The following is an 18,722-nucleotide window of genomic DNA, read 5'->3' on the forward strand; positions in this document are numbered from 1 at the left end:
GAGGCTCTCATGAAAGTTTTATTTGCTTCTGGTGAAGCAGCCCCGTTTTTTAAAACCGGTGGACTAGGTGATGTGGCTTATGCTTTACCTAAAGAATTGTTAAAACAGGGTATTGATGTGCGAGTTGTTTTACCCAATTATTCCCAAATGCCTGCTAAATATAAAGAACAATTGTCAGAATTACGACATTTCCGTTTTCAATTAGGCTACAAAAATGTCTATTGTGGGATTAAAACCCTTGAATTAGAAGGGTTAACGTATTATTTTATCGACAATCTTTCTTATTTTGATCGTTCGTCTCTCTATGGACAATGGGATGATGGCGAGCGCTTTGCTTATTTTTCGACGGCGATTATTGAAATGTTAGAGGTTATTGAATGGATTCCGGATATTATCCATTGTAATGATTGGCATACGGCGATGGTGCCCGTATTGCTAGTTGATCGCTATCATTGGAAAGATGCCTTAAAAGGGATTCGCAAAGTGTACACCATTCATAATATTCAATTTCAAGGAATTTATTCACCCGAAATGTTAACGAATGTTTTTGGCACTAGTTTTAATACATTTACTGATGATGGTATTAAGTATTATGATAATATCAATTATATGAAAGGTGGGATTAACTTTTCAGATAGAGTGACCACTGTAAGTCCTACTTATGCTAATGAAATAACCACACCAGCCTTCGGAGAAGGTCTTGAAGGGACACTTCAGCATAATTATTGGAAATTAAGTGGTATTATCAATGGCATAGATTATACCATCAATGATCCTGAAACGGATCCGATGATTCCACATCACTTTAGCCAAAAATCGATGGTTGGTAAAGTAGAAAATAAGCTTGCTTTACAAAAAGATCTAGGGTTACCGATTGATCGAAATGTCGCGATGATTGGTATGGTTAGTCGCTTAACGAATCAAAAAGGTTTTCAGTTAGTTGAAGAACGCATGGAAGAACTATTACAAGCAAATGTTCAAGTGGTTCTACTAGGAACTGGACAGGCAAATTTCGAAAATAGTTTCAGATATTTTGAGTCAAAATATCCCGATAAGATGCGCAGTATTATTAATTTTGACGTGGCTTTAGCGCAAAGAATTTATGCTTCAAGCGATATGTTCTTGATGCCAAGTGCATTTGAACCTTGTGGTTTATCACAAATGATTTCTATGCGGTATGGAACGTTGCCAATTGTTCATGAGATTGGCGGTTTAGCTGATACAGTTGAACCTTATAATGTTGATACAGGTTCAGGCACTGGCTTTAGTTTTTATGATTTTGATAGTTGGGTAATGTTGCAAACTATTTATCGCGCCCTTGATGTATACTATAATCATCCAGAAGCTTGGCATAATTTAGTAAAAAATGCTATGGAAAAAGATTTTAGTTGGGAAGAACCAGCTAAAAAATACATTGCTTTATACCAAGAATTGATTGATGAAAGATAAGCGTAGTGCTTTAGAGGAGGACGCGTATGAAACCAATGGATGTTGAAACATTTAAAGAAGTCTACAAAAAACGTTTTGAGGATGTCTATGCTATCCAATACCATATGGGAAGCACACTTGAGCAATTTCAAGTGTTAGGTCAAGTGTTGCGTGGCTATTATACGGATTATTGGATTGAAAATAATCAAGAAAAGATTGATAATCAAGATAAACAGGTATACTATTTTTCAATGGAATTTTTACCCGGACGTCAATTAAAAACCTATCTTTTAAATTTAGATGTGTATGATACTGTTAAAACGGGCTTAACGGATTTGGGCTTAGATTTTGACAAAATTGTAGAAGCGGAAGTAGATCCCGCATTAGGTAATGGCGGTTTGGGTCGCCTTGCCTCATGTTTTATGGATTCCATGGCATCCACCCATGTTTATGGGAATGGGTGTGGTATTCGTTATCAGTATGGATTATTTAAACAAAAATTTATTGATGGTTATCAAATAGAATTACCTGAAAATTGGCTTAGAAACCCTAATCCTTGGGAAGTTCGCAAGGAGTCAAAATCCGTCATTGTTAGATTTGGTGGAAATGTTTGGTTAGAAGAACAAAAGGATGGCAAATTAAAACCGAAGTATGAACATACGTTTGATGTTTTAGCCGTACCTTATGATACACCTCAAATCGGTTATCGAAATGGTGTTGTCAATAATTTGCGTTTATTCTCAGCTGAAATTCCATATGATGAAGAAAGCAAATATATTACCAGTGAACAAAGACAAGAAGTGAATTCAATAACGGAGGTTTTATACCCGGATGATTCTAACTACGAAGGACGTCTATTGCGTTTGAAGCAGGAGTATTTCTTAAGTAGTGCTGGAATTCAAACGATTGTTCGTTATTTTAAGAATTTAAAACTACCTTGGACAAGGTTTCCTGAAAAAGTTGCTATCCATATTAATGATACCCACCCAACCTTATGTATCCCTGAATTAATGCGTATTTTGTTAGATGAAGAAGATTTAACGTGGGAACAAGCTTGGAATATCAGTAAAAAGACTTTCTCATACACCAATCACACAATTTTACAAGAAGCGATGGAGCGTTGGCCCGTTTATATGATTGAGTCCTTGATACCACGTATCGCTCAAATCATTTATGAAATAAATGCCCGTCATATTCGCAATAAGACTGAATTGTATGGATCAGAATTAGCCTATAAAACGGCACCTATTCAAGATGACCAAGTCCTAATGGCTAATTTAGCGATTATTTCATCGCATTCAGTTAATGGAGTTGCCAAACTACATACAGAGATTTTAGAACGCTATACTTTAAGTGATTTTAAAACAATTTATCCTTTCCGATTTAACAATAAGACCAATGGTGTCACCCATCGTCGTTGGGTCCAATTGGCTAATGAACCACTCAGTCAATTACTAGATAAGACGATTGGTGAGGAATGGCGCTTCCAACCAAAAGAAATGCGCTTATTGCGTTCTTATATCGATGATGAGAGTGTTTTGGACCAATTACAACAAGTGAAGTTAACGAACAAAAAACGCTTTGCGAAATTTGTTTCTGAGCAAATGAACATTGAAATTGATCCACATGCGATGTTTGATGTTCAAATCAAACGTTTGCATGCCTATAAACGTCAACTACTACAAGTGATGCATATCATCGATCGCTATTTGCAATTAAGAGATAATCCTGAAGCAAAACTTGCTAAACGTGTCTTTGTCTTTGGTGCAAAGGCTGCTCCAAGTTATTACTATGCTAAGCAAATTATTAAATTGATTAATGCATTAGCTGATTTAGTGAATAATGATCCTCGTATTAATGATATGATAAAGATTGTCTTTGTCGAAAATTATTCTGTTTCACTAGCGGAATTAATTATTCCAGCGGCTGACTTATCAGAACAAATTTCCTTAGCGGGTAAAGAAGCTTCGGGAACCTCTAATATGAAGTTAATGGCGAATGGTGCTTTAACGATTGCAACCCTTGATGGTGCAAACGTCGAAATCAGTAATTTAGTTGGCCCAGATGATATATTCTTATTTGGAATGAAAGCTGATGAAGTCCAAGTCTTGCGTGATAGTCATGCTTACAATGCAAGGGATATTTATGAAAGAGATCCACAGATTCAACGGATTCTCAATAGTCTAATTGATGGTACAATTCCTGGTATAAAATCTGAAGGGATTGATATTTTTAACTCACTAGTCACGGACAATGATGAATATTTCTTGTTGAAAGATTATCATAGTTTCTATCAAGCTCAAATGAAAGTCGATATTAATTATGCCAATAAGAAATCATGGACCCAAAAATCTTTAATAAATATCGCTCAATCGGGTAAATTCTCTGCAGACTATACGATTTTAAGGTATGCCAGTGATATTTGGAATGTAGCACCTGAAACGGAAGTTTTACAACAGTTTTAAGTCGATGGATTTATTTAACCAACTTCTTTCATTCACTTTTAAGGATGAGAGAAGTTGGTTTTTTAGACGGTATAGCCTTATTTCTATTAATGACTTTCAATTTAGTGTTAAATTTAATTTAAAAAATATTATCAAATTTGTTATTTTAACACGAATGACACAATCTTTCGCTATAATAAATTGAATATTCTTAAAGTAGGTCTATAGGCCGACGAATAGGGATTATTAATTAACTAAACTAAATATTAATCATTAATGGAAGGGGGCGTTAAGCGATGGATGAACAATCGAATGAGCACGATGATAAGTCATTCATTAAAGAATGGTGGACTAAATTTAAAGGCCTTTGGTATTATTACCGTGGCTGGAAATGGCTAATCTTTATTGGAATGTCGTTGGCTTTACTCATGTCGACTTATCTAGTTATTATTGCTAAAACGACGAGTGTTTCAACTTTACAAGAAGGCTTAATGTCGACAACAACGGTGTATGATATTGACGACGATCCGGCAGGGACCTTGGCTGCCCAACAAGGGACTTATGTTACTTTAGATCAAATATCCCCGCAAATGCGTGAAACGGTTGTGACCGTAGAAGACAAGCGTTTTTATGAACATAATGGGTTTGATACGATTGGGATAGGACGGGCTTTTGTTCGTTTGCTGATTAACCGAGACACATCAGGGGGTGGAGGTAGTACTTTAACCCAACAATTAGCTAAAAATGCATTTTTAACATTAGATCAAACCTTCCAACGTAAATTTAAGGAATTATTTTTAGCACTAGAAATTGAAAAACAATATACAAAAGATGAAATCTTAGAAATGTATTTGAATCATTCCTACTTTGGTAATGGGGTTTGGGGCGTTGAAGATGCTTCGTGGAAATATTTTGGACATGCGGCTAATTCGCTTGACTACAATGAAAGTATGGTTTTAACAGGTATGTTAAAAGGCCCCTCATTGTTTAATCCGATTGATGACTATGACGCAGCCATTGATAGACGTAATGTAGTTGCAACCGTTATGGAAAATGAAGGGAAAATTTCAGCAGAAGATGCTGACTATATCCGACAACTATCGATACCATTATATGATGGGTATGTTTCAACTGATAGTCACGAGTATCCCTTTTACTTTGATGCCGTTATTAACGAAGCCGTTAATTTAGCTAATATTCCCGAAGCGGATTTACTTTCAAAGGGTTACCGTATTTATACAAACTTAAATGTAAACTATCAATGGTCGATTGATAGTGCTTATGAGAATAATAGCTGGTTGTTTAATGATGATGGGACCGGTGAACCTTTAGTCCAAAGTGCATCCGTTGTCGTAGACCCTTCAACGGGTGGTGTCATGGCTGTCTATGGGGGGCGCGGGGATTATGTTTATCGTGGCTTTAACCGTGCGACAGATATGTACCGCTCACCTGGATCAACCATTAAGCCATTGGCGGTTTACACAACAGCTCTTGAAAAAGGTTATCAAGTAAGAAGTATGGTTCCTGATGTGGTACAAGGCTATGGAAGTGATAATTATGCACCTGAAAATTATGATCGCCAAACAGATCCAGAAGGTGAGGTGCCTTTGTATTACGCTTTAGCACAGAGTAAAAATACGTCCGCAGTGTATTTGATGGATGAGTTTGGAGTAAATGAATCTGTTAAAAAACTGAATCAATTTGGGATACAAGTAGCTGAAGAAGATCAATCCCTAACATTAGCTTTAGGAGCTATGAGTCAAGGCGTTTCACCATTGCAATTAGCCAATGCATATGCCAGCTTTGCTAATAGAGGTGTTCGAATTGAAAGTTATTTCATTCGTTACATTGAAGATGCGCAAGGCAATGTTGTTTATGATAACCGTCGTCCCAACAAGCATATGGTCATGACGCCGAATGTTGCGGCTGATATGACGAGTATGATGTTGGATACTTATGGCGGTTATGGAACTGGCTATGGTGCTGGACCCGATTACGGTTACCTTGCGGGTAAAACGGGAAGTACGGAAGTTTCTGAAGGTAATATGGAAACACGTGATCGCTGGATGGTTGGCTATACACCCGATTTTGTGATTGTTACATGGTCAGGGTTAGATAATGTGGATGATGGGTCTTTAGATGAATTAATGCCTACAGGCATGGGACAATTATTTAATATACAAACCACTAATTTAATGGCGAATTCACCACAAAGTAGCTTCAATGTTACTTATGCCTCTCAAATGGAAATAGCAACTAATGATGTAGAAGATACTGATTGGGGCGAAAGGATGAATAACTTTCTCGATCAAAGCGCAATTTGGCTTGAGGAAGCTTGGCAAGGGATTCAATCTGTTGGCTCAGATTTATGGAATACAGCGACGGATTTCATTAATCAATTGAATTAGATTTTAACAAAAATAATTTTATTTTTTATAGTTTTTTCCTATCAATTTAATAGTTTCTTTGCTATCATATAGAGAAGATAGGAGGAGTTTTATGACTGAAAATAATATTTATGATACAGCGAATCAACTTGAACGAGACTTACGTGCTTTGCCTGCTTTTGCAAAGCTAAAAGAAGCTTTTCAATTAATACGAGGGAATGAAGAGTCTAATCGTTTGTTTGAAGAATTTAAGGAAGCATCTCAAAATTTTCAAACGAAACAAAGAACGGGCGAACAACCTTCTGAAGATGAAATTCAATCTATCCAAGCCTTGTCCCAGAAAGTAACTGAAGACGAAGGTATTAGACTACTAATGGAAAGCGAACAACAAATTAGTCAAGTTATGGAAGATATTAATCATATAATTACGCGGCCTTTACAAGAAGTTTACCAGAACCAAGATAATGCGTAATTAGATTTAATTCACTTATTGAGGCAGCTGGAAGTCATTCGATTTTTTCGATATGCTTTCAGTTGTTTTTTATTCACTCATCTGAGTAATCCTATCTATGTAATTATTTAAACTAAAAATTTATTTATATTTAAATTTAATAAAAAAAGAAAGGAGTCTATCGATGGCAAAAATTTTACATGTAGCTGACTTGCATTTAGATAGTCCATTTGTGGGATTGGATAAGCAAATAAGTCATTTACAAAAACCTCTAATTGAGGCTCCCTACCAAGCTTTTTCACGTTGTGTCTCCATTGCCATTAATCAAAAAGTGGATGTATTGATTATAGTTGGTGATATTTATGATTCGAGCAAACAAACAATATATGCTCAGCATTTTTTTGCTAAACAACTAGAACGTCTTGATAAAGTACATATCCCTGTAGTGTTAGTTAATGGCAATCATGATTATATTCAGAATAATCAACCAATACTGTATCCATTTGATAATGTTCATCAGATAACCACTGAAGAAGTGACACATGTTGATATAACTTTAAAAAATCAAGAAACGATACGGTTTTATGGTTTTTCTTATAATAGACGTTGGATACCTGAGCGTAAAATTGAACAATTCCCCATCAATCCATCTGAAACAGACTACACGGTTGGAATGTTGCATGGTGATATGGCCAGCCAATCTTCGAAAGTTGGAAATTACGCTCCGTTTACCATTCAAGAATTATCTTCAAAAAATTACAATTATTGGGCTTTAGGACATATTCATCAGTCAATGACCTTAAGTCAAAATCCATTAATCCAATATTCAGGGACTATTCAAGGTAGAAATCGTTTAGAAACAGGCGATAAAGGCGCTTTTCTGATTGATTTAGAAAAAAATCAACCAGCAAAATCTGAATTTATTTCCTTAGCTAAAATCGTCTATGAAAATGTGACGATTGATTGTCAGTATCAATGGCAAGCCCTTGATTTAGTGGAAAAAATTAATGAAGCTGTTTCGAATTATCGACTTGAGACGGTGCCAAATCAGCAATCATATCTATTAAATATCATTTTAGACAATGCTCAACGACTACCGATTGAATTACAAGAACAAGTGGAAAGTGGCGAGTTATTGACTACCGTTTCGGATGTAACGGATGATAATTTGTTTGTAGTGGTTATTTCAATTGTTTTAAACAAACAGATGTCCTTAGATGCCTTTCAATATGATCCTAAATTGAATGATAGTTATAAAAAAGCCGTTCAAGAACTTGAAACCAATCAACTGTATGAAGACATTATGAAGGATGTGTTTAATCATTCGGTTATGCGTTCTCGGTTAACGGATTTAGTTGAAGATGCTGATTTAAAGGCGAATATAATTAAAGAGGCACAAGAATTACTTATTCAGTCTATCGGCTTTGATGTTGAGGGGGTTGACCATGAAGATTAAAACACTTGATATTTATGGGTATGGTAAATGGGTCAATCAACGTTTTGAAATAAATGAACATTTACAATTATTTTACGGAAAAAATGAAGCCGGTAAATCAACGCTTCAATCGTTTATAAGAAGTATTCTATTTGGGTTCCCTACCAGAAGACGCAAAGTCAATCAAGTCAATCGCTATGAACCTCATCATTCTGATGTTTATGGGGGAAGAATTCGTCTGATTGATACCCAGTTTGGAACCGTCTGGGTTGAACGAACCAGTAAAATATTTCGTGTCTACCAAGAAGATGGGACAGAATTAGATCCGTCAACTTTAGATCAAATCTTAGGTGGATTAGATGAGACATTATTCGATAATTTTTATGCGTTTAATTTACAAAATTTACAAGAGTTGAGTAATATTGATGCAGACCAACTGAGCGATTATTTTTTAAGTATAGGTACTGTGGGTAGTGATAAATTTCTCCAAATTGCTAAAACTTTTGAAAAACAAACCGACGACTTATATCGTCCACAAGCAAGTAACCGCCCATTAAACCAACTATTAAATGAATATGATTCGTTAGCTGCACGACTTGAAGCAGTTATGAAAAACATGTCTCGTTATAATACTTTAGTTGAACAGCAAAAAGAGCAAGAAAGCATTGTTAATGAAATTAATCAAGAAATTAACCAAATTGAGCAAGATAACCGCGCCTTAGATAAACTACTTGGACGCTACGATATTTTTATTAAAGATAAAACAGTCATGCGCGAACTGGATGAGTTAATCTATACACCGATTGAAAAAGAAGCCGTTAATGAGTTGGAAGATAGTCTTCGCATCAACCAACAAAATCAAGCCTCTATTATCCAATTGAAGGAACGGATTACGCATTACAATGAGGAAATCAATACATTGACCCGCTTGAATTGGGCAATGAATCATCAAAGTGAAAGGCGTCAATGGAAGGTTGATGCGCAAAAGATTAAGGATGTTCAATCAAAATTAGAACAAACGCTTGAGCGAATTGAAGAACAAAATCAGATGATGCTACAACTAGCAGAGCGTGGACAATTTTATCCAGCTAAAATTACGCAATCAACTGAGTATGATGAAAAACTAGAAGAAGGTTTGGGAATCCAAGCCAATATTGAAGAACTGAAAACGCAACGTGAAAGTGTGCATGGGGAAAGAAAAGCCTTTCTTGATCACCGCAAAGATCAACAAAATTATACGGCCATTGTACGATCACAAGCAGCTAAATTAGAGAACCAAAGAATCAACGATGAAGCTAAGTTGATGGAACAAACAAGTCTTAAAAACTATTTTTTAGGGTTTATCTTTATTTTAGTGGGGATATTTGTTGTTCTTTTGAATTTTAACAGTTCCAATAATATGTATATGATTATTGGTGGTATACTAGCTGTTATAGGTGTGGTAATGAGTCTCATTGTCTTTTTCAAACACCGTCAATTATTTAAAGCTTTTAAAGAAAGTCCCGTTGTGACAAAAATTGCCGAACTAAGAGAACAGGAAAATCAATATAAGGATCAAAGTAATCAACTGGGCATTCAGATTAATCATCGTGATGAAATAATAAGACAAATTGATGCGGAGATTGAGAATAATATCCGTGATCAAAAACGTTGGTTGGTCGATATTGGTTTTTATCCAACGGCAGATTCCGAAATAATTTTGAAAACCAATCCTGTGAAGCAATATTTTGAAGCTAAAGAGAAGCGAGCATTACTTGAGGTAGAGAAAGATAAATTAACTGAGCAAACAGAAAATTGGAAAATGACAATTGCCGAACTTTTAAAACGATTTCCGACAAAAGATGAATCCATCCGTTCTTTAATCCGTCACGTGGAAGATGTCGAAGTTTCTTTATCACGTACAGAAGAACGTGGTAATATTATACGTGAAAAAATTAATAGTGCTGAAAACTCTATTAAAGAATTTGAGGAATCCATTAAGCAAACGAATGTCAAGATTCAAACCATTTTAGAAGCTTCTGATAGCAAAAACGAAATGGAGTTTCATCAAAAAGTTGAAGTGAATCAGCGTATCGCTGAGTTAGAGACCAAGCACAAACTCTATCAAGAGCAAATGGTAGGATATGAAGAAGCATTGGAAAATGTGACTAATAAGCAAGCTTTGACATTAATGATGCAGAAATTAGATGTCCAATTAACTGAGGCTAAAGAACGATTAACACCTCATCAAAATGAACGTGCGAATTTGACGGTTGAAATTCAACAACTTGAACAAGATGGTAGCTCGCAGGAATTAAGTCAAGAATTAGAAAACAAAAAAGCCGAAATTAAGGCCATGATAACTGATTGGGGACGGAAACGGATTGCGATGAACTTAATTCATTTAACGTTACGTCAAGGGTTAGAAAATCCTGTTCCTGAAATGAATGAACTGGCGAATGAGATTTTCGCTAAGTTAAATTATGGTCGTTATACACAAATTAAATTGAACAAAAAAGGCATTAAAGTTAAACAATTCAGCGATATTTTATTTGAACCCCATGAATTATCACAAGGTACGTTGGAACAATTGTATGTTGCATTGAGGCTTGCTTTCGTTCGAAGTGCCAGTGGAATGGTTGAAATGCCGATTATTATTGATGATGCTTTTGTTAATTTTGATGAGTTCCGCAAAACCAGTATGTACCAAGTTTTGGAAAAAGTAAGTGAAGAGACGCAAGTTTTATTTTTTACCTTTGATCAACAAGCCAAAGATTCATTTAAAGATGAACAACGCATTGATTTAAGTGTAACAACTAACAATACTGAAAAGGAAATAGTGGAAGAAAGAGATTAATGGCCTGTCACTTTGATGGAATTACAGATTAAAATATAATAAGTCAGGAGGATGACATGAAGCGAATTTATGATATTGAGAACGGTGAAGAATTCAGTTTGTTTGTCCTAATTAAAACAGCTGATGTGAAAACAGCCCGGAATGGAAATCCTTTTATAGCATTTACCTTTCAAGACCGTTCGGGTTCAATCGATGGTATGTATTGGTCAGCAACTGAAAAAGAAATTGCAACGTTTCAAACCGGAAAAGTCGTATTCCTTCGTGGTGAACGTGATACTTATCAGGGTCAACCACAAGTGAAGATAAAAGCGATTCGACTTGCTGAAGCAGGTGAGCCGGATGATCCAACGATGTATGTTGAGCGTATTGAAGTTAAACGAGAAGTCCTTCAAGAAGAAATTAATGAAGCCTTGTTTGAGATTAGGGAGCCTAACATTGCGCGGGTTGTACGCAAAATTTTACACCAAGTGGATAATGAATTTTATACTTATCCAGCAGCTAAACGTAATCATCATGCGTTAGCAGGCGGCTTAAGTTACCATACGGTAACGATGTTGAAAATTGCCCGTCAATTGATGACCATTTATCCCGATTTAAATGCTAGTTTGTTAATTGGTGGTATTATTTTACATGATGTAGGTAAGACGGTTGAGTTAAGTGGTCCTCTGTCAACGGAGTACACTTTTAAAGGTCAATTGTTAGGACATATTGTTATTGTCGATGAAATGATTGATCGCGCATGTACAGAAATTGGAATTAATACGGATCATGAAGCCATTGTCTTGTTAAAGCATGTCGTTTTATCCCATCATGGTAAACTGGAGTTTGGTAGTCCTGTGACACCACGAATTTTAGAAGCAGAAGTGATTCATATGATTGATAACCTCGATGCGTCAATTAATATGATCTTATCAGCAACATCAAAAACAAAAGCTGGCGAATTTAGCGAAGCCATTTATCCATTGGATCGTCGTAAAATGTACAAACCAACGTTTAAGTAGTTGTTGAAAAACTAGCCATAAGGCTTAGAATAAATATTACCGCACAAAAAAATCCGATTTTTTAATTATAGTGGGACCGGCTCAAACTAATTATTGAGTCGCTATAATTAAAAAATTGGATTTTTATTTTTCATTAGGTTCAAGTTCTTGATTAAGCCAAGATTCTTGTTTTTGACTTAATGAAAGTTCTGTATGATAAACACGTAAAATAGAAATGCGATTAAGTAAATAATTACCACCAATCCCCACAGCAAAGCCAGCAAGTATCCCACTAATAGATAGGACAGGTAAGTAGTTTAAGACTGACCACGAACGAGCCATGAGCGCGGCAGCACTTAATTGTCCCACATTATGCATAACACCACCTAAAATGGAAATACCAATGACACTAACCCGTTTAGGACCTAATTGTTTAGTTAATAACATCATGAAGTAACTTAACATACCGCCCGCAAAACTGTAAATAAATGTAGATAAAGTACCACCTAACAATGCCGTTAAAATAAATTTCAATAGAACAACTTGAATACTATATTTAAAAGGTAAAGTAAATATCGCAATAACAGAAATTAGATTCGATAAACCTAGTTTTGCTCCTGGGGCAAAGGAAAATGGAGAAGGAATAAATCGTTCTAAAAGCCCAATAATAACAGCTTGTGCAGCAAGCGTAGCAATATAAACCATCATCCGATTACTACTTTTAACTCCCATGTCAACCTCCTTACGTTTTTAGTAGACATTTTAACTATGAAAAAAGCACCAATGGAGGTGCTGTTTCTTTGAACGTCAACGGAGGGAATCGAACCCCCATCACAAGAACCGGAATCTTGTGTGATATCCATTACACTACGCTGACCTAACTTTACTATAATACTAACAAAATCATGTTTTTGCAAGTGCAAAAGCATGATTTTGAGGGAGTAGAGTTTTAATTGCCAATATATCCTTCAGTGTGAGATAGTTGCATGAGTGCTGATGAACTACCATCCCCATGAATTTCATCTACTTGTATGATACCATATTGAGGAGCAAAGTAAAAATGTTTGGTGATTCCTTGTCCATTAGGATTGGAATTTTCTTCAATTAAATAGACATTCTCGTAACTTATATCACCGATTGTGACAATTGGGAAATTATTAATAATTGTTCGTGTTAATTCCTTATGATATCCAGATTGATAAGAATAACCAACGGATAAATTCGATGGAATTATCAGCGAATCCACTCCATCAGTTGCATCGCTGGAATAACGTAAATCTTGTACATCATTATATTCATCGAAATAGGCTAATTCATACAAACCACTCTCACGTTTTTGGTAAATAAATGCTTTTGCTTGATCACCTGTAAACTCAGTGACTTGGAAAATTCCATTAGCATCTGAAGTATATTCCATGATAATGTCCCTAACGGTAAAATTTGAACCATTACCTAAGTATTGATATTTTACAAATTGAGCATATGGGATAAAAGCATCAAATGCATCACCATTTGATTGAATGTATTCTGTTTCTACATCTTCATTTTCTTCCGTTTGCGCATGAACATTTAGTTGTGAATAAGGTAAAATGAATATGGCTATAATCAATGAGATGACAATGTTTTTATCTATTTTTGTTGTTATATTTAACATTTGAGTACCTCCTTAATTAAGCAAAATAAAGTTTAACTTCTTATCAAAAGTATTATATCATAAGAAGTTAACTGATTAATGATGAATAATCGAAATAAGATTGAAAAACATCGTATTATATGAATAATTTATGAATTTAATATGAAGAGTTATAGTTTGTTACTAAAGTCCAAAATTGATTTTTAGCTTTGATAGGTGCATTTTATGTGCAACTAGTCTTATAAAATGGAATTATAGTCAATTTATGTTAAAATATTATTATTAGTTTAATGATTTATACGGAGATAGGAGACTATAATAATGAATGATTGTGTGTTTTGTAAAATAATCGAAGGTGACATACCTTCTTCAAAAGTTTATGAAGATGAAAAAATATATGCATTTTTAGATATTTCGCAAGTGACAAAAGGTCATACTTTAATTGTACCAAAAGAACATGTTAAAGATATTTATGAATATGATGAAATACTTGCTGCCGATGTTTTTAGCCGCATTCCGATGGTAGCGCGTGCTTTGAAAAAAGCATTTCCTGATATGAAAGGCTTAAATATTGTTAATAATAATGAACCGCTAGCTTACCAATCTGTTTTTCATTCGCATTTTCATTTAATCCCACGCTATCAGGAAGATGAAGGTTTTGCTATGAAGTTCGAAAACAATCAAACTAACTACAACCAAGATGATTTATTGGAAATAGCTGATACAATCAATAAAAATATACAATAGGAGCGTTAATATTATGGCTGGATTTAAAAGTGGCTTTTTATGGGGAGCTGTATTCGGTGGAATGGCTGGTTTAATGAATGCGCCTGCCAGTGGACGTGAAACGCGACAAAACATAAAAGATTTCATTGATCAAACAACGGATGATGTGAATGATGTACGATTCAAAGTGGATAATTTAAAAATGGCGATTGAACGCTTATCAACAGAAGGGCTATCGAGTGCTTCAACAGCGTCAAAAGATATTCAAGTCTCAGTCCAACATTTTCAAGAGGAAACTAAACCTAGAATAAGACGAATTAAAGAGAAAGCAGAAAAATTACAAGAGTCAATTGATGAAAATGTTGAAAAATTTAATGAAAATTCCTAAAGATTTTTGGATTCACTTTATCTTATATCGGATTAAATGATATAGTATTCATTGTTAGAAAAATTATTTTTGAATGGAGACGAAGTACTCAATGAAAAAAAGTTTAAAGAAAATGGCTGTTATTGCTGCTTCATTAGTAGCTATTGGAGGCGTTGTATACTCTTCAACAGCAACTGCACAAAATGAAGGTGTGATTGCAACTGTAGGCGAACAAGAAATTTCTCAAGAGGAATTTTATCAAGAATTAAAAGCTGTTGCGGGTGACGTTACCTTAAGAACAATGATTTTAGAAATGGTTCTTGAACATAGTGTACCAGATGCACAAGCATTAAGAACATCAGCGGAAGAGGAAGTTAGTGCTCAAATTGATGAAGCGGGTGGTCAAGAAGTCTTTGATCAATTATTAGCTTATCAACAATTAGGTACAACTGAAGATTTTACCGAACAAATCTATTTACGCAATCTCTTCCAAGCTGTCATTGAACAAAATACAGATATGTCTGACGCAGCCATTCAAAATTTCTACGACAATGAATATGCTCCGACCATGGAAGCTCAACACATTTTAGTTGAAACTGAAGAAGAAGCTTTAGCCGTCATTGAACGTATCAATAATGGTGAAGAGTTTGATGCTGTAGCACAAGAAGTATCGTTAGATAGCTCAGCTTCAAACGGTGGTTTATTAAGTCCATTTACCACAGGTCAAATGGTTCCTGAATTTGAGGAAGCTGTTGTTAGTCAAGAAAATGGTGAGATGACACAAGTGCCAGTTCAATCTTCATACGGTTACCATGTCATTCGTACAATTAATAATGGTACGAAAGCACCTTTAGATGAAATCCGTGATGATGTGGAATTACAATACATTAATAGTAAATTAGAAGATTCAGCCTATGCATTTGGCATTATTGGTCGTTTAGTACAAGATGCTAACGTTCAAATTAATGACGAAGATTTAGCTACTGCTATTGATGATTTACTAGCTATGGCAGCTCCAACAGAAGAAGAAGCAGCTACTGAAGAATCCGCAGCTACTGAAGAAACAGTAGAAGCTGATGCAGAATCTACTACTGAAGAATCTGCTGAATAGTTAAGTTTAAGAAATTTATTTTGAGGGGAGTAGCTAATTTGATTAGTTGTTCTCCTCTTTTGTAAATAAATTATTCGGCATTAAGATAATAGTACCAACTAGACAAAGAAAAATAATTAGTATATTATAAGACTATAATTTTTGAACTATCACAATGTGATTAAAGGAGTGCAATTCAATGGAAATGAAAAAGCTATTGACTAGAGGATCTTTGTTATTAGGATCCATGTTAGTTCTAGCCGCATGTGGGGATACACAAACGCAAACTGAATCAGTTGAAGAGGCAACTAGCAGTGTTGTTGAATCAGTTGAAGAAGAAGTAAGTGTTGAGGTTGAATCTGTAGAAGTAATTGAAGAATCTGAAGAAGCATCTGAAGAATCAGAAGAAACAACTGAAGAATCAGAAGAAACATCGGAAGAATCAGAGGAAGCGTCGGAAGAATCAGAGGAAGCATCTGAAGAATCAGAAGAAACAACTGAAGAATCAGAAGAAACAACTGAAGAATCAGAGGAAGCATCCGAAGAATCAGAGGAAGCGATTGAAGAATCTGAAGAAGCAACTGAAGAATCTGAAGAAGCGACTGAAGAATCTGAAGAAGCAACTGAAGAATCAGTGAGCGCAACACCGGAAGCGTTAGTTTTACAAGATGGTGAATATACACTTGAATCTGATGCTGATGAGCATGGTTGGTCTAGTCGTTTCACATTAGTTGTAGCAGATGGAGAAATTACCGAAGTAAATTATGACATGGAAGATGCTGACGGTAATTTAAAAACTGAAGATGAAGAATACAATCAAATGATGGAAGATGTTTCTGGAACAGCTTTTGCTGATGCAGTAGAAGAATTAACTGCGCAATTATTAGAAACACAAAATCCTGATGAAGTAGATGTTGTATCTGGTGCGACTGACACAAGTGAAGACTTTAAAGAGTATGCGCAATTATTAGTTGATGCTGCAGTCGAAGGAAATGAAGAAACAATTATGGTATCTGCAAATGCTGAATTACAAGATGGTGAATATTCACTTGTAACGGATGCTGATGAACATGGTTGGGCACATCATTTCACAATAGTAGTAGCAGATGGAGAAATTACCGAAGTAAATTACGATATGGAAGATGCTGAAGGTAATTTAAAAACTGAAGACGAAGAATACAATCAAATGATGGAAGATGTTTCTGGAACAGCTTTTGCTGATGCAGTAGAAGAATTAACTGCACAATTATTAGAAACTCAAAATCCTGATGAAGTAGATGTTGTATCTGGTGCAACTGACACAAGTGAATCATTTAAAAAATATGCTCAATTACTGATTGAAGCGGCTATTGAAGGAAATGAAGAAACAATTGAAATCTCTTTAGCGGATGAAGAAACCGAAGAAGCAAGTGATGAATCGGATGAATCAGCTGAGTCTGAAGAAGAATCAACCGAATCTGAATAAATCACCCTATAATAAGAAAATATTTATACCACTCTATTTTTATAGAGTGGTTTTTTATGGTGCGCCCGGCATGGGTGACAACTTGGTGGTGAAAGTCCACTACAGGCTTGGCAGTAGGAACTGTTAGCTAAAGGCAAGGGTGTCCATCGTGAGGTGGAATCTGAAGGAAGCCGGAGGCAAACACTCGCACTGACGAACAGAAACTTCATATTAAGGCTGAACAGGGACGGACGAGCTTGCCTTACAAAGTAAAGTCCAATACTGCACGAATCCCATACAGTAGATGAAGCAGTGACATGAGTGGAAGGTTGTCATTCTTACCCGGGGAGGTCTCATCAACGATAGTTAATCGTAGTAACAACGAATGATGAGAAGTCAGCAGACGTCATAGTACTAGCCTATAGCTAGGAAGGACAGAACAATAACAATTTTGAAAATCAAGGAGGTGGATACGTCACCGATAACGCAGACAACATCGTGATTAAGTTCGAAGAGATGGCTGCCTACAGAAGGATATGCTGGAAGCAAAAAGATATGTAGGAGTGCGGAGGTGTCGTAGCACAGATATGAATAAACAAAATGATATCTTACTGATTGACCAAGTAGTCAGTCAAACAAACATGGAACAAGCTATCGCTAAAGTTCGCAAAAATAAGGGAGCACCCGGTGTAGACGGGATGACGGTTAATGAACTAGACGAACATATGGCGACTTATGGGTCAGCCATTGTTCGAAAGCTCAAGGCTGGAACCTATCAACCACAACCTGTGAAACGAGTTGAAATACCCAAAGCTAACGGTGGAGTCCGCCTTTTGGGTATTCCAACGGTAAGGGATAGAGTCGTACAACAAGCGATACTTCAAGTGATTGACCCGATAATTGACCCGCATTTCTCTGAATTTAGTTACGGTTTTCGAAAAGGTCGCAACGCTCATCAAGCGGTGGCACGAGTCATCAGTTACTACGAAGAAGGTTATCGTGTAGTAGTAGACTGTGATTTGAAGAATTATTTCGATACCATCAACCATCAAATTCTTAGAAATAATCTTGAATACTATATTCAGGATAAAGTTGTTTTAAGAATTATCTGGAACTTTCTTAAATCAGGCATCCTGGACCAAGGCTTTTATGTTGAAACGGATATGGGAACACCACAAGGAGGCCCCTTATCTCCGTTACTAGCGAATGTCTATTTACACCATTTAGACAGGGAGCTTGAGCGTAGAGGTCATAAGTTCGCTCGATACGCGGATGATTTTGTCATCTATGTAAAGAGTAGACGGGCAGGCGAACGTGTGATGGAAGGTATTACAGACTTTATTGAAGGGAAATTACGTCTAACGGTGAATAAGGAAAAAAGCCGAGTGACGACACCCACCCAATCTAAATTCCTGGGGTTTCATATTCATAATAGCACGGGAAAGTAGGATGCCGACCTAGTCAGTCGGCTAAACAAAAGTTTCGCACCAAGCTCAAGAAG

Annotated in this window: 14 protein-coding genes and 1 tRNA gene; 12 read left to right on the forward strand and 3 right to left on the reverse strand. The window is 35.9% G+C overall.

Going from position 1 to position 18,722, the window contains the following annotated elements:
- Positions 1 to 9 precede the first annotated feature (9 nt).
- The 7 genes from glgA to NRE15_RS13795 all read left to right on the forward strand — a co-directional run bounded on the left by glgA (position 10) and on the right by NRE15_RS13795 (position 11,982).
- Complete coding sequence (glgA, locus tag NRE15_RS13765; RefSeq protein ID WP_313793438.1) at positions 10 to 1,449, forward strand: glycogen synthase GlgA; 1,440 nt, start codon at positions 10 to 12, stop codon at positions 1,447 to 1,449.
- 26 nt (positions 1,450 to 1,475) lie between these two features.
- The gene (locus NRE15_RS13770) at positions 1,476 to 3,893 is read left to right on the forward strand and encodes a glycogen/starch/alpha-glucan phosphorylase (protein ID WP_313793439.1); all 2,418 of its coding nucleotides are present in this window, start codon (positions 1,476 to 1,478) and stop codon (positions 3,891 to 3,893) included.
- Between the two features lie 275 nt (positions 3,894 to 4,168).
- The gene (locus tag NRE15_RS13775) at positions 4,169 to 6,280 is read left to right on the forward strand and encodes a transglycosylase domain-containing protein (protein ID WP_313793440.1); all 2,112 of its coding nucleotides are present in this window, start codon (positions 4,169 to 4,171) and stop codon (positions 6,278 to 6,280) included.
- Positions 6,281 to 6,371: 91 nt separating this feature from the next.
- A complete protein-coding gene (locus NRE15_RS13780; RefSeq protein WP_313793441.1) occupies positions 6,372 to 6,731 on the forward strand; it encodes a YlbF family regulator in 360 nt (119 codons plus the stop codon).
- A gap of 163 nt (positions 6,732 to 6,894) precedes the next feature.
- Complete coding sequence (locus NRE15_RS13785) at positions 6,895 to 8,166, forward strand: metallophosphoesterase family protein (protein WP_313793442.1); 1,272 nt, start codon at positions 6,895 to 6,897, stop codon at positions 8,164 to 8,166.
- Positions 8,156 to 10,981, forward strand: coding sequence for an ATP-binding protein (locus tag NRE15_RS13790; RefSeq protein WP_313793443.1), 2,826 nt, complete (start codon positions 8,156 to 8,158; stop codon positions 10,979 to 10,981). Before NRE15_RS13785 ends, NRE15_RS13790 begins: the two co-directional genes overlap by 11 nt.
- 56 nt (positions 10,982 to 11,037) lie before the next feature.
- The gene (locus NRE15_RS13795; protein WP_313793444.1) at positions 11,038 to 11,982 is read left to right on the forward strand and encodes a 3'-5' exoribonuclease YhaM family protein; all 945 of its coding nucleotides are present in this window, start codon (positions 11,038 to 11,040) and stop codon (positions 11,980 to 11,982) included.
- A gap of 123 nt (positions 11,983 to 12,105) precedes the next feature.
- Here NRE15_RS13795 and NRE15_RS13800 read toward each other — a convergent pair whose 3' ends face one another.
- The 3 genes from NRE15_RS13800 to NRE15_RS13810 form a co-directional block, all read right to left on the reverse strand.
- Entirely contained in the window at positions 12,106 to 12,693 is a 588-nt protein-coding gene (locus tag NRE15_RS13800; RefSeq protein WP_313793445.1) for a Gx transporter family protein, read from the reverse strand.
- A gap of 73 nt (positions 12,694 to 12,766) precedes the next feature.
- A tRNA-Arg gene (locus NRE15_RS13805) sits at positions 12,767 to 12,838 on the reverse strand.
- 72 nt (positions 12,839 to 12,910) lie between these two features.
- Positions 12,911 to 13,615 carry a hypothetical protein gene (locus tag NRE15_RS13810; protein WP_313793446.1) on the reverse strand — a complete coding sequence of 235 codons (705 nt, stop codon included), beginning with the start codon at positions 13,613 to 13,615 and terminating at the stop codon, positions 12,911 to 12,913.
- 300 nt (positions 13,616 to 13,915) lie between these two features.
- Here NRE15_RS13810 and NRE15_RS13815 point away from each other — a divergent pair, with 300 nt between their 5' ends.
- The 5 genes from NRE15_RS13815 (at position 13,916) to ltrA (ending at position 18,669) form a co-directional block, all read left to right on the forward strand.
- The gene (locus NRE15_RS13815; RefSeq protein ID WP_313793447.1) at positions 13,916 to 14,341 is read left to right on the forward strand and encodes an HIT family protein; all 426 of its coding nucleotides are present in this window, start codon (positions 13,916 to 13,918) and stop codon (positions 14,339 to 14,341) included.
- Positions 14,342 to 14,354: 13 nt separating this feature from the next.
- The gene (locus tag NRE15_RS13820; RefSeq protein WP_313793448.1) at positions 14,355 to 14,708 is read left to right on the forward strand and encodes a YtxH domain-containing protein; all 354 of its coding nucleotides are present in this window, start codon (positions 14,355 to 14,357) and stop codon (positions 14,706 to 14,708) included.
- Between the two features lie 91 nt (positions 14,709 to 14,799).
- Positions 14,800 to 15,798 (forward strand): peptidylprolyl isomerase, encoded by a 999-nt coding sequence (locus NRE15_RS13825; RefSeq protein WP_313793449.1) that lies wholly within the window; start codon positions 14,800 to 14,802, stop codon positions 15,796 to 15,798.
- A gap of 178 nt (positions 15,799 to 15,976) precedes the next feature.
- On the forward strand, positions 15,977 to 17,242 hold the full coding sequence (locus tag NRE15_RS13830) for an FMN-binding protein (RefSeq protein ID WP_313793450.1): 1,266 nt from the start codon (positions 15,977 to 15,979) through the stop codon (positions 17,240 to 17,242).
- A gap of 566 nt (positions 17,243 to 17,808) precedes the next feature.
- A complete protein-coding gene (gene ltrA, locus NRE15_RS13835) occupies positions 17,809 to 18,669 on the forward strand; it encodes a group II intron reverse transcriptase/maturase (protein ID WP_313793305.1) in 861 nt (286 codons plus the stop codon).
- Positions 18,670 to 18,722 lie beyond the last annotated feature (53 nt).

Source organism: Fundicoccus culcitae, from assembly GCF_024661895.1.
In the GTDB taxonomy this organism is placed as follows: domain Bacteria; phylum Bacillota; class Bacilli; order Lactobacillales; family Aerococcaceae; genus Fundicoccus_A; species Fundicoccus_A culcitae.